The organism is Pseudomonas sp. UBA7530 (genome assembly GCF_002479365.1).
GTDB lineage: Bacteria > Pseudomonadota > Gammaproteobacteria > Pseudomonadales > Pseudomonadaceae > Aquipseudomonas.
On the sequence record NZ_DLMS01000001.1, the window covers coordinates 654,323 to 666,280 of the forward strand.

The window sequence follows — 11,958 nt, forward strand, 5'->3', positions numbered from 1 at the left end:
CCGCTTTCCTATCGCCGACCTCGGGCATGGAACGGATATCGAGGATGCCATCATCGCGGCTGAAGCCGCTCCTACCGCCTCGGTATATCGATGTTCAAGCGAGTCGCCTGTCACACTGGCCTTGGAATCCGGTGCTATCACTGCGCAGCGTTGGCCTCGCTCGGTGCATGCGCAGCTTCTGCGGCCTCCGCGTTCCAGCCGCCACCTAACGCTACATACAGCGCAACCTGCGCCGTCGCCAGCGCGGTCCGGCCTTCCAGCGCCCGTTGCCGGGCTTGCAGCGCGCCACGCTGGGCGTCCAGCACCTCGCTCAGGTTCACCTCGCCCAGCTCGTAGCTGCGCTGCGCCAGCCGATGCGCGCGCTCGCGATGGTCGCGGGTGCGGCTGAGGGCTGCGTGTCGGCGTTGCTGGCCGGCGATGCGCGTCAGGCCGCGCTCGACTTCCTCCAGCGCGCCGGCCAGGGCCTGCTCGAAGGCGATGTAGGCGGTCTCGCCCTCGGCATCGGCCAGCTCGATGGCCGCGCCGCGGCGTGAGTAGTCCAACAGCGGCAGGCCGAAAGTGGCACCCACCTGCGCAAAGTTCGAGGCGCTGGAGAAAGTGTCGCCCAAGGCGAAGCCGGAGCGGCCCACGGCGGCCTGCACCGCCAGTTTCGGGAACAGGTCACGACGGGCGGCCAGCGCCTGAAGCTCGGCGGCGTCCAGCCGCGCAGCCTCGGCGATCAGATCCGGACGGCGGCGCAGCAGGTCGATAGGCTGGCCGGGGGCGATACGCGGCTCGGCCAGCGGCACCGCAGCACCGGCGGCAAGCTGAGTGGCAGTACTGCCCGGCGGTTCGGCGAGCAGCGTATCCAGGGCCAGTTGCGCTTCGGCCAGGTGAACGTCCAGCTCGCCCAGGTCGGCCTCCAGCGACGCGCGCTCGGCGGACGTCGCCTCGACGTCCAGCCGAGTGACCTCGCCGGCATGAAACAGCAGCCCGGCGATACGTTCCAGCTCGCTGGCCACTTCTATGCCTTCCACCAGCAGGTCGCGCTGACCCTGCAACGCGCGCAGCTGCAGATAGCCCTGGGCGGTGTTGGAGGCCACGGCCAGGCGCGCGGCCACCGTCTGCGCCTCGGCCGAGCGCAGCTGCTGGGCCGCGCTGTCGCGCCGTGCGCGGGCGGCGCCGAACAGATCCAGCTCCCAGGTCGCCTGCAGGGCCAGGTCCCAACTGTCCAGGGTGATTGGATCGTCATCCGGGATGAAGTCGGCCATCGGGCTGCCGGGTTCAGCCTCCTGGTCGTTCTCGAGCCATTGGCGGCTGGCCGACCCCGGCAGGTCGAAGCTTGGCAACAGGCCGGCGCGCGACTGGCGCAGTTGCGCACGGGCGCTGTCGACCCGTGCCATGGCCAGGCGCACGTCATGGTTGCGCTGCATGGCGCGGCCGACCAGTGCGGTGAGCTGAGGGTCGTCGAACTGGCGCCACCACGCGGCCAGCTTTTCGGCATCGACCGCGGACGCGCCAGCGGCGCTGTACCAGGTTGGCGGCAGTTGCGGCACCGGGTATTGCGGTGCACTGGAACAGGCGCCCAGAGCCAGGGCGAACAGCAGCGGGCCGGCCATGCGCTTGGCAGTCATGCGGTTTCCTCCGGACGCACTTTCATCAGCAACAGATACAGGCAGGGAACGGCGAGCAAGGTCAGTAGCGTGGCGAAGCCCAGGCCGCCCATGATAGTCACCGCCATGTTGGCGAAGAACGGGTCGAACAGCAGCGGCACCATGCCCAGCACCGTGGTGCCGGCGGCCATCGTCACCGGCCGCAGACGCGAGGCCGAGGCCTCGATGATGGCGGTCAGGCGCGGTACCTCGGCGGCGATCTGCCGGTCGATCTCGTCCACCAGCACCACGGCGTTCTTGATCAGCATGCCGGTCAGGCTGAGCAGGCCGAGCAGCGCCATGAAGCCGAAGGCCTGGCCGGTGAGCAGCAGGCCGAAGCTCACCCCGCAGATTGCCATGGGCACCACCGCCCAGATCATCAGCGGCTGGCGCACCTTGGCGAACAGCAGCACGGTGACCAGCACCATCGCCAGATAGGGCACCGCCAGCGTACCGGCCAGCGCCTGCTGGGCGTCGGAGGACTGCTCATAGTCGCCGCCCCATTTCAGGCTGTAGTTGAGCGGCAACTCGATGTCCTCGATCAACGGACGGATGCGCGCGTGGGCCTCGTTGGTGTTTTCGCCGTCACGCGGTTCGGCGCGGACGGAGATGGTGCGCTCGCGGTCGTAGCGCACGATGATGCTGTCCTCGCGGCTTGGCTCGACGCCGTCGGCCACCTGCGCCAGCGGCACGTAGCCGTTACCGGCCGGGCTCCAGATCAGCCGTTGCAACAGGTTGTCGCTGTCGATGCGGTCCTGCTGCGCGGCGCGCAGCAGCACGGGAATCAGCTCGTCGCGCTCGCGCAGCAGGCTGACGCGCTGGCCCTCGCTGCCAGCAGCCAGGGCGCGCGCCACCGCCTGGCGAGTCAGCCCGGCATCGGCGAGGCGATCCAGCGCCAGTTGCGGGCGCAGCACCAGTTCCGGCTGGCGCCAATCGTCACGCACATTTAGCACCTGGCCCTGCTCCTGCAGGCGCTTGCGTCCTTCGGCGGACAGCGCGCGCAGCACCTCGATGTCCGGGCCGCTGATACGTGCTTCCAGCTTGGCCTCGGCGTTGGGGCCGAACATGAACTGTGCGGCGCTGACGTCGGCCGATGGATAACGCTGAGGTAACTCCTGATTGATCTGCCGGACCAGGCTGGCGATCCGCTCGGCATCATCGGTACGCACGAGAAAGTGCATCAGCGAGGCGTTGGGCTGCTCCGGCATGTAGGTCAGCATGAAACGCGAGGCCCCGGCGCCGATGAAGCTCGACACCTCGCTCACGCCGTCCTGCTCGGCCAGGTACTGCTCGACCTCGCTGGCAGCCTGCGCAGTGTCGCGGATATGCGTGCCTTGCGGCAGGAACAGGTTGACGTAGAACAGCGGCGTGCTCGACGGCGGGAAGAAGCTCTGCGGCAGGCGGGTGAAGATCACCGCGCTGATCATCGTCAGCACCAGCAGCGCACCAATGGTCAGCCAGGGCCGGCGCAGCACGCCTGCCGCCAGCCGCCGGTAGCGCGCATACCAAGGGCCGCTGTAGGCAGCGTCGGCATCTTCCTCCCCGCTGGCCTTGCGCAACAGGTAATGGCCGAACAGCGGCACCAGCAGCAAGGCCAGCAGCCAGCTGAGCAACAGCGAAACGGCGATGACGAAGAACAGCGAAAAGAGGAACTCGCCGGTGGTGTCCTGGGACAGGCCAATGCCGGCGAAGGCGAGGATGCCGATAATGGTCGCGCCGAGCAGCGGCCATTGCGTCTGTTGCAGCGTCTGCTGCGAGGCCTCGAGGATGCTCTTGCCCTGACGCTGGCGCACCAGCATGCCGTCGCAGACCACTACCGCATTGTCCACCAGCATGCCCATGGCGATGATCAACGCGCCGAGGGAAATCCGCTCCAGCTCGATACCCATCAGCCACATCACCAGCAGCGTGCCGAGCACGGTAAGAAACAGCACCGCGCCGATGATGACGCCGGCGCGCAGGCCCATGGCCAAGCACAGCACGCCGACCACGATGGCCACCGAGAGGAACACGTTGAGCGCGAAGCTGTTCACCGCATCGTCGACGATACGGTGCTGCTCGTACAGCGGGTGAAGCTCGGCACCCAACGGCATGCGGTGCCGGACGCCCTCGAGTACCGCTTCGACGCTTTGCCCGACCTCGACGATGTTCGCCCCGGACACCCCACTGATGCCCAGCGTCAATGCCGGCTGGCCGTTATGGCGAATGATCTGCTGCGGCCGCTCGGCATAGTCGCGCGAAAGTCTGGCAATGGCGCCCAGCTCGACCCGCTGCGAGCCCTGGCCGACCGACAGCGCGCGCAACTCCTCGAGCGAGTCGAAGGCCCCGCTAGGGCGCAGGCGCACGAAGAACTCGCCGGCAGTGACGCCGCCGGCATCCACAGCAGCATCGGTGTCGGCCAGGGCGGCGGCGATCTCGTCCGGGTCGACGCCCAGTGCCGCCAGTTGCGCCTGATCGACCTCGACCAGGATACGCTCCTCCTGCACACCGGCGATCTCCACCTTGCCGACACCGTCGGCGGCGAGCAGCGCTCGGCGCAGATCCTTGGCTGTTTCGTGCAATTCCTTGAGCGTCAGACCGTCGCCGGTCAGCGCGTAGAAAATGCCGTAAACGTCACCGAAGTCGTCGTTGACCTGCGGCGGCTCGATGCCGGGCGGCAGATCGCCCTGGGCATCGTTGACCTTGTTACGCAGCTCGTCCCAGATCTGCGGCAGCGCATCGCCGGCGTAGCGGTCCTGCATCTCCACGCGAATCTCGGCGATGCCCGGCATCGAGCGCGAGCGGATCTCCTTGATCTGCGACATCTGCTGGATGGCGCTTTCCAGTGGCTCGGTGACCTGCTGCTCGACCTCCAGCGCGGTGGCGCCGGGGTATTGCACGTTGACGATGGTCTGCTTGATGGTGAACTCGGGGTCCTCCAGGCGACCGATCTCGAAGAAGGCGAGGATGCCGCCGAACAGGCAGGTCAGCACCAGAATCCAGATATTGACGCGACGAGTAATGGCGTAGCGGGCGAAATCCATTGGCTCAGTTCCGCTCCTGCACTTTGATCGGCTGCTCCTCGTGCAGCTTGCTGCCGCCAGCGACGATAATCGGCAGCTGCGCCTGCAGGCCATCGCCGCGGATCAATGCCTGGTCACCTTCGACCTCCTGCAACTCCACCGCCAATCGCCGGGCGCGGCCATCGGCGGCCTGCCAGATGTAGTGGCCGCCGTCGCTGTCGGCCTGCAACGCCGACAGCGGCAGGCGGAATTGGTCCTGGCTCGCCTGCGGCCGGGGTGGCCGCTGCACGCTGACGCGCATGGCCATGCCCGGCAGCAAGTTGTAGTCCTCCGGCGGCTCGCCCTGCAGCACCAGCCGGTAGGTGCGCGCGCCCTCGCGCGGCTGAGTGCTGTGCTCCTTGTAGCGCAGCGGCAGGCTCACGTCGGCGATCACCAGCTGCCCTTCGGCCTTGAGCTCGGGCCCGAGCGGAATGCTCAACGCGGCAATTTCCGGCAGATCGACGCTGACCTCGATATGGCGGTTGTCCTGCATCTCGAACACTGGCGTGCCCACCGCCACCACCATGTTCGGCTCGACCAGACGGCGCGCCACGACGCCATCGAACGGCGCGCTCAAAGTGCTGCGTTCGAGGTCGCGCCGGGCGCTGTCGCGCGCCACCCGCGCCGCCACGGTATTGGCTTCCAGCGCCTCGATAGCGGCGGGGGCAAGGATGCCTTCGGCGAGCAGCGTACGCTTGCGCGCCAGATCTGCCTGCAACTGGCGCAGGCGTGCCTCGGCTTCACTCAGTTGCAGTTGGTAGTCGACGCGATCCAGCTCGGCCAGCGGTTGCCCGCGACGGATACGGGTGCCTTCATCGATCAGGATCCGCTCAATGCGCCCGGCCACCTCAAACGACAGTTGGGTGGTGGTCACGCTCTGCACCACTCCGGAGAGGCGCAGCGCCTCAGGTTGTGGCTCGGCCGGCTGCAGCGGCTCGACCAGCGCCACCCGCGGCGGCTCGGAGGCCGGCTCATCCCCGGAGGAGCAGCCGCCAAGCAGCAGCGCGCAGGCGATGATCGTCAGATAGGTCTTGAGCGGGGGAAATGCTGGCGTCGACGTCATCGGGACTCCTGTCTGATGGGATTGACGACCGCGAGTGCGGGTCGCAAGGACTGACAGTAGAACATCGCTACAACGCAGGAGTTCGCCAGCAAATCGTTGCCAATCTCGTGACCAGCCAGTCACGCGGATAGCGAGCGCAAGATGAGGGACGGATAACGAGAGGTCGCAGCCTGCGCCTCCCCCATCGAGGTCGCGGTAACAGCGGATGCCGGATCGGCCTCCATTGAATGGCTGGCTGCCCGTCCTCTCCGACTGCCAGCCCGGTCTTTATCCGCACTCGACGCTGCGTGACGACGGCGCTGTCATCGGCGCCTGGCGCTGGCAGCGCTGCATGAAGCGAGCGCCAGAAGAGCGTGCGTCGCCTGGGTAAACTGATACATCTGATTAACCATGCCCGCCCCGCGCGGTATGATCCGGGCCGACCCAGCCACCATTGCCTGTATGAACATATCGCGCACGACCCTCGCCAACCTCGCTCGGCGAGCAGCATGAATACCGTCTGGCAAGGGCGCCTGTGGCTGGCCAGCGACTATTGCCTGCTCGATGGCTGCGCGGGTGACACCCAGGCGCATGCTCATTACGCCCACCAGCTGATGCTGGCCCACGACGGTGAACTACGCCTGATGGTCGGCGGCCAGTTGCTGCAAAGCCAGCGGCTGCTGGTGCCCTCGATGCAGCCGCATGCCTTCATCGAGCCCGGCCAGCCCATGCTGGCGCTGTACACCGAGCCGCTGTCGTTCCGCCTGGAGCACTTGAAGGATTGGCAAGCCGAGGCCCCAACCCAGCCGCAGGCACTGATCGAGCGGTTGCGCCACTGGCCAAGACCGCCTCTGGACACACGCGTGGAGCAGGCGCTGCTTGGTATCGACGCGCTATTGCAGGAGAAAATCGACGCCACAGAGCTGGCAAGCCAGGTTCGATTGTCATTGAGCCAGCTGGAGCGCCTGTTCGGTGATCAGGTCGGTCTTTCCATCCGCCGGCTGGTACTCTGGCGGCGGCTGCGCCTGGCGTTGGCCATGGTGCTGCGTGGCAGCAATCTGACCGCAGCCGCACATACGGCGAACTTCGCCGACTCGGCGCACTTCTCGCGCACCGTTCGCAGCATGTTCGGCATCCAGGCGCGAGCGCTGCACAACCTGCAACTGCAACTACTCGACTGAGCGGCGCAAGCCCAGCGGCAGAACGGGCGCGGGTACATGTCCAGCGCGATCAATAAAGGGCTCGGCCAGCTGCGCCAGGTACTCGTCAGGGTAGTCCGGCTGGCTGCCGATACCCAGATCCTCGCTGGCCACTTCGTAGCTGGAGTGGAAAGCCGTGCCTAGCAAGCGATCCCAGAAACTGAAGAACAGCGCGAAATTCACATCCCCCGCTCTGCCGTAGCGCAGGTGATGGAAACGATGTACCGGCGCCCAGGCGAACAGATGGCGTAATGGACCGATGCGCATATCCACATTGCTGTGCTGCAGCAGCAATTGCACGCCAATGGCGAATGCCAGCACCCCGGCGATGTCCACCGGCATTCCCACGAGAACCAACGGCAGCGTACCCGCCAGGGCTTCGAGCCCCAGATGCAATGGGTGCTTCATCAGGCCATTGAGGCCATACATGCGCTGCACCGAATGATGCACCGCGTGCAGGCGCCAGAGCCATGCGCTGCGATGGCTGAGCCAGTGCATCAGGGTGATGCCAAGGTCGGCCACCACAATCGCCATCAGCACCTGCAACCAGAATGGCCAGGCATGTGGCCACAGATCAGGCCCTGGCAACAACGCAGCAAGCAGCGGGATGCCGAGTACGCCCAGGCTGTTGAGGCTTTCGTTGACCAGTGCATGCAGGCGATCGCGCCCCGCATCACCGCGCGGCTGATTCCATTGAGGTCGATAAGGTGCCTGGCGCTCGGCCACTGCGGATAGACCGATGGCCAGTAGCAACAGTACCGGCAGGCAGCCCAGGCCCAAATGCCAGTAACCGACCAGATAGATCGCCAGAGCGGTCAGGCCGAAGCTGAAACAGGGGGCGTAAAGATAACGAAGCAGTGCATCACGCATGGTGTTCTCCTTGATGATCGGAGCCCACAGCCTGCTGCCTGGCAGGCCTTGCGCGCTTGAACAAACCACGCATGCCTGCCTGCAGCCGGACTTATCGAAAGCGGCCAACGCCATCCATAGTCGCGGTGAGCAGCCGCGACAGGAGCCGCCACAGGGGGGCGAGTAAGGCAGAGCAACAACTAGGGCCACGGTCTTGCCCTCGCTCCTCCTTCCTGCCTAGGCTGTGCCCTTCGTTTACTTCGGAGCTTGCCATGGATAACCGGCAGAGCTGGCGCCAGCGCCTCTACATCATCATCTTCGAAACCAGCACGCCGGCGGCGCAACGCTTCGACAACTGGCTGCTGGTGAGCATTCTCGCCAGCCTGGTGGTGGTGATGCTCGACAGCATCGAACACTTTCATAGCCGGTACGCCGAGGTTTTCAGCCTATTGGAATGGCTCTTCACCATCCTTTTCGCAATCGAATACGGCTTGCGTTTGTACATCTCGCCCAAGCCTATGCGCTATGCCTTCAGTTTCTTCGGAATGGTGGATCTGCTGGCGGTACTGCCAGCCATACTGACGCTGATCTTTGCCGATGCGCAGTACCTGATGATTGTTCGCGTCATCCGCCTGATCCGAATTTTCCGTGTCCTCAAGTTGCGTCAGTATCTGTCTCAGGCGAATTTCCTGATTGTGGCGCTGCAAGGAAGCAAGCAGAAGATCATCGTGTTTCTGGTGAGTGTTTCCACGCTGGTGACCGTGTTCGGCGCGCTGATGTACGTCATCGAGGGGCCGGCTCACGGTTTCACCAGTATTCCGATGGGCATCTACTGGGCAGTGGTAACACTGACCACCGTGGGCTTTGGCGATATCACCCCACAGACGCCCGTCGGCCAGATGCTGGCCACCATGGTGATGATTACCGGCTATTCGATCATCGCCGTCCCGACCGGGATCTTCACCGCCGAACTGGCCAACGCCATGCGCCAGGACGGGCTGATGGAACATGACTGCCCGCATTGCCGGAAGAACCGCCACGAATACAGCGCGGCATTCTGCAGCCGCTGCGGCGGGCCGCTGTTCAGCCGGCGGACCGGGCCCTCAGCCCCGCCGCAGAGCGCGCCTGAAACAGACTGAAGCAAAACCGATTGGCCACCGCGTGGTCATAAAGTCGCCCTGTGGGCTATAAAGCCCGACTTTTTAGCTGAAGGAAGCGTGCCATGGCCGTTACCACCAATGAATCCACGGCACCCGCCAAGGCAGCCTGGATTGGTCTGATCCTGGGTCCATTGCTACTGCTCGTGTGCCTGATCACCGAGCCGCCAGGCGACCTGTCCAGCGCCGCCTGGGCCACTATCGGCCTGACCCTGCTGATGGCCACCTGGTGGTCGACCGAAGCCATTCCGATTCCGGCCACCTCGCTACTGCCGATCCTGCTGATCCCGGCGCTGGGCATCGACAGCCTCAATGCCGCCACCGCGCCCTACGCCAACCCGACCATCTACCTGTTCCTCGGCGGCTTCGTCCTGGGCCTGGCCATGGAGCGCTGGAACCTGCACAAGCGCATCGCCCTGATGACGCTGCTGGCCATGGGCAGCAAGCCGAGCAAACAGATCGCCGGCTTCATGATGGCCACCGCGTTTCTCAGTATGTGGGTTAGCAACACCGCCACCACCATCATGATGTTGCCCATCGGCCTGTCGGTGGTCGGCATGCTCACCGGCGAGAAGAACGAGGGCGACACCGAGCGCGAACGCTTCGCCACCGCCCTGCTGCTGGCGATTGCCTATGCCGCCAGCGTCGGCGGTATCGCCACTCTGATCGGTACACCACCCAACGCCCTGCTCGCGGCCTTCCTCGCCGACAACTACGACGTGCAGATCGGCTTCGGCCAGTGGATGCTGCTTGGCGTGCCGGTGGCGGTAATCATGCTGGCGTTCATCTGGTGGTGGCTGACCCGTGGCGGCTTCAACCTGGCCGGGCATGACAGCACGCAACTGATCCGCAGCGAACTGGCCGAACTCGGCCCGCTGAGCCGCGGCGAGAAGCTGGTGGCACTGGTATTTCTGGTTACCGCGCTAGCCTGGGTGTGCCAGCCGCTGATCGCCGACTGGGTATCGGGCGTCAACGACACCAGCATCGCCATCGCGGCAGCGCTGGCGCTGTTCATCATTCCGGTGGACACCAAGCAGCGCGTATTCCTGATGGACTGGGAAAGCGCCAGCAAATTGCCCTGGGGCGTGCTGCTGCTGTTCGGTGGCGGCCTGTCGCTGGCTGGCGTGATCCGCAGCACCGGCCTCGCCGAGTGGATCGCCCAGAGCCTCGGCGCGCTGGGCGCCCTGCCAGTGATCGCGATGATCGGCGTGGTAGTGCTGGTGATCATTTTCCTCACCGAAGTCACTTCCAACACCGCCACTGCCGCGGCCTTCCTGCCGCTGCTCGGCGCCCTTGCCGTGTCGCAGGGCATGCCGGCCGAACTGCTGGCGATTCCGGCTGCCATCGCCGCCAGCTGCGCCTTCATGATGCCGGTGGCGACGCCGCCCAACGCCATCGTGTTCGGCACCGGGCATATGAAGATACAGTCGATGATCAAGGCGGGCTTCGCCCTCAACCTGTTCGGCGTGGTGCTGGTGACGGTGATCTGCTACCTGCTGGTTGGCATGATCTGGGCGCAATGAACCTGATCACTGCCAGCAAAAACGGCGCCTTCGGGCGCCGTTTTTTATGGTGCTTCACTGTTCGCGGGGAAGATACGCTTGGTAGCGGACTGGCAATTAAGTGTTAGTTGTCGATGACTTGGCACTATCCGTTAGCGCGTCGCCTGTTCTGATGGGTTTCGCCCCTTACGGGCGAGTCAAGGTGTGGCGCCCATAAGGAGCGCAACCTAACCGTCAGCAGGCGCGGTAATGGATAGTGCCAATACCGAAAGCACGCACTTAATTGCCATCCGGTATCAAACCCGCACCTCTCCCAAACTATGCGAAGAACTTAGAAAATACTGTCCCAGCTCCTGGTGGTGAACGCGCTGATATCTATATATTCACCGCTCCAGGACTTGAACGTCAGCGTGCCATTAAAATCCGGGTAGACCGTCTTTTTTTCATTCAGCAACCATAGCTGCAAATTTTCAATCGGCTTCGAGGTCACTTTCAAATCGCCACTCTCTGGCGCCATATGCGGCAAGCTATAAACAGCGCGCTTTAGTTGCCCGTGATAGCGGTAGATCATTGGACTGCGATAATCTTGCGTATTCGGGCGGTAATACTGGTTATAACCGACAATACTGATTTCATTACCGCTAAAGCTGACAAACATGAAATTAGGGGTTTCACTGGTGATCAGGCTGTTATCCGCCAGCATTCTCGACGCGTCTTCGCGACTTAGCAGGCTGTTATCTCTGCGATCAAGGCCGGTGTAAACATGAAGACCCTGCAGATCGGTCATGGCTTGCAACAACAGCTCTTTCGAGGGCGTCGGGTGCATCCAGCGCACCGAACGAGACGTACAGCCGCAGACAACCAACAGCATGATCAGACATATCGCTAACCGACTTGCCGTAGCGGGAGCCAAATATGAAGGTCTCAGCACAGCACCAGCCCTCGCTGTTTTAATTGCAGATTCAGCGCCTCGATTTCAGGCTGCTCGGTCGTTACACAGATAAAACGCGGATTTTCATGTAAATAGACCTTGCCATCGCCCTACAGCATGCCGACCTCCAGCAATTGCAACCCAGACTGCCGCAGTTGCTGTTGCAAGACCGGCAGATAAAAGCCGCCGGCATCGTACATGAACTCTTCGCGACTGATTTGCTGAAGCGGAAAACCCTGCTCATCGTAGAGACTGTCGGTAGACAAGGTAATACCGGCCTGCTGAACCGGCGCTAACGCATTGAGTCCATCAACACCCCAGGGATCGAACTCCTTCCATTCGACGTAACAGAGATAACGCTCACCCAATAACGCGTCCAGCCAATAGATTTGCTTGTACTCGCCCTGCCGCTCATCAACTACAGGTATCGTTCTTCCCGAGAATCCCGGGATGGCTTGCGCCAAAGCGGTTAAAAGTGCTCCATCACTCATGTCTTACTCCTTAGCTATGCAGGTGAATATTTGACTCGTGTAAATGGTTGAAGCGAGCAGTCGGACATTGTCGCAAAGGAGCGTGCGGCAATGTGAGCCGAGATGCATCCAATGA

General features: G+C 63.7%; 9 protein-coding genes. 3 read left to right on the top strand and 6 right to left on the bottom strand.

Annotated features, from left to right (window positions below; all coding sequences use genetic code 11):
* Window positions 1-137: 137 nt before the first annotated feature.
* From B2U07_RS03105 to B2U07_RS03115, 3 genes are read right to left on the bottom strand one after another with little or no spacing between them, the layout of a single operon-like run.
* Window positions 138-1,613 (bottom strand): efflux transporter outer membrane subunit, encoded by a 1,476-nt coding sequence (locus B2U07_RS03105; protein ID WP_296275723.1) that lies wholly within the window; start codon window positions 1,611-1,613, stop codon window positions 138-140.
* Complete coding sequence (locus tag B2U07_RS03110) at window positions 1,610-4,654, bottom strand: efflux RND transporter permease subunit (protein ID WP_296275725.1); 3,045 nt, start codon at window positions 4,652-4,654, stop codon at window positions 1,610-1,612. The genes B2U07_RS03105 and B2U07_RS03110 overlap by 4 nt, the downstream gene beginning before the upstream one ends.
* 4 nt (window positions 4,655-4,658) lie before the next feature.
* A complete protein-coding gene (locus tag B2U07_RS03115; RefSeq protein WP_296275727.1) occupies window positions 4,659-5,735 on the bottom strand; it encodes an efflux RND transporter periplasmic adaptor subunit in 1,077 nt (358 codons plus the stop codon).
* Between the two features lie 488 nt (window positions 5,736-6,223).
* Between B2U07_RS03115 and B2U07_RS03120 the strand changes: the two genes are divergently transcribed.
* Window positions 6,224-6,895, top strand: coding sequence for an AraC family transcriptional regulator (locus B2U07_RS03120; protein ID WP_296275729.1), 672 nt, complete (start codon window positions 6,224-6,226; stop codon window positions 6,893-6,895).
* Here the strand turns inward: B2U07_RS03120 and B2U07_RS03125 are convergent.
* Window positions 6,884-7,783 carry a sterol desaturase family protein gene (locus B2U07_RS03125; RefSeq protein ID WP_296275731.1) on the bottom strand — a complete coding sequence of 300 codons (900 nt, stop codon included), beginning with the start codon at window positions 7,781-7,783 and terminating at the stop codon, window positions 6,884-6,886. The genes B2U07_RS03120 and B2U07_RS03125 overlap by 12 nt on opposite strands.
* 251 nt (window positions 7,784-8,034) lie before the next feature.
* On the opposite strand from B2U07_RS03125, the gene B2U07_RS03130 reads away from it, so the two are divergent.
* Together B2U07_RS03130 and B2U07_RS03135 are read left to right on the top strand one after the other, a co-directional pair.
* Entirely contained in the window at window positions 8,035-8,901 is an 867-nt protein-coding gene (locus B2U07_RS03130) for an ion transporter (RefSeq protein ID WP_296275733.1), read from the top strand.
* A gap of 83 nt (window positions 8,902-8,984) precedes the next feature.
* A complete protein-coding gene (locus B2U07_RS03135) occupies window positions 8,985-10,442 on the top strand; it encodes an SLC13 family permease (RefSeq protein ID WP_296275735.1) in 1,458 nt (485 codons plus the stop codon).
* A gap of 310 nt (window positions 10,443-10,752) precedes the next feature.
* Here the strand turns inward: B2U07_RS03135 and B2U07_RS03140 are convergent, their stop codons facing one another.
* Entirely contained in the window at window positions 10,753-11,292 is a 540-nt protein-coding gene (locus B2U07_RS03140; RefSeq protein WP_296275737.1) for a hypothetical protein, read from the bottom strand.
* Window positions 11,293-11,462: 170 nt separating this feature from the next.
* Window positions 11,463-11,843 (bottom strand): hypothetical protein, encoded by a 381-nt coding sequence (locus tag B2U07_RS03145; RefSeq protein ID WP_296275739.1) that lies wholly within the window; start codon window positions 11,841-11,843, stop codon window positions 11,463-11,465.
* Window positions 11,844-11,958 lie beyond the last annotated feature (115 nt).

What these genes read in the sequence shown, in the direction of transcription:
- B2U07_RS03130 (WP_296275733.1), top strand. Translation starts at nt 8,035, where the DNA reads ATGGATAACCGGCAGAGCTGGCGCCAGCGCCTCTACATCATCATCTTC.
- B2U07_RS03120 (WP_296275729.1), top strand. Translation starts at nt 6,224, where the DNA reads ATGAATACCGTCTGGCAAGGGCGCCTGTGGCTGGCCAGCGACTATTGC.
- B2U07_RS03115 (WP_296275727.1), bottom strand. Translation starts at nt 5,735, where the DNA reads ATGACGTCGACGCCAGCATTTCCCCCGCTCAAGACCTATCTGACGATC.
- B2U07_RS03110 (WP_296275725.1), bottom strand. Translation starts at nt 4,654, where the DNA reads ATGGATTTCGCCCGCTACGCCATTACTCGTCGCGTCAATATCTGGATT.
- B2U07_RS03105 (WP_296275723.1), bottom strand. Translation starts at nt 1,613, where the DNA reads ATGACTGCCAAGCGCATGGCCGGCCCGCTGCTGTTCGCCCTGGCTCTG.
- B2U07_RS03135 (WP_296275735.1), top strand. Translation starts at nt 8,985, where the DNA reads ATGGCCGTTACCACCAATGAATCCACGGCACCCGCCAAGGCAGCCTGG.
- B2U07_RS03145 (WP_296275739.1), bottom strand. Translation starts at nt 11,843, where the DNA reads ATGAGTGATGGAGCACTTTTAACCGCTTTGGCGCAAGCCATCCCGGGA.
- B2U07_RS03140 (WP_296275737.1), bottom strand. Translation starts at nt 11,292, where the DNA reads ATGCTGTTGGTTGTCTGCGGCTGTACGTCTCGTTCGGTGCGCTGGATG.
- B2U07_RS03125 (WP_296275731.1), bottom strand. Translation starts at nt 7,783, where the DNA reads ATGCGTGATGCACTGCTTCGTTATCTTTACGCCCCCTGTTTCAGCTTC.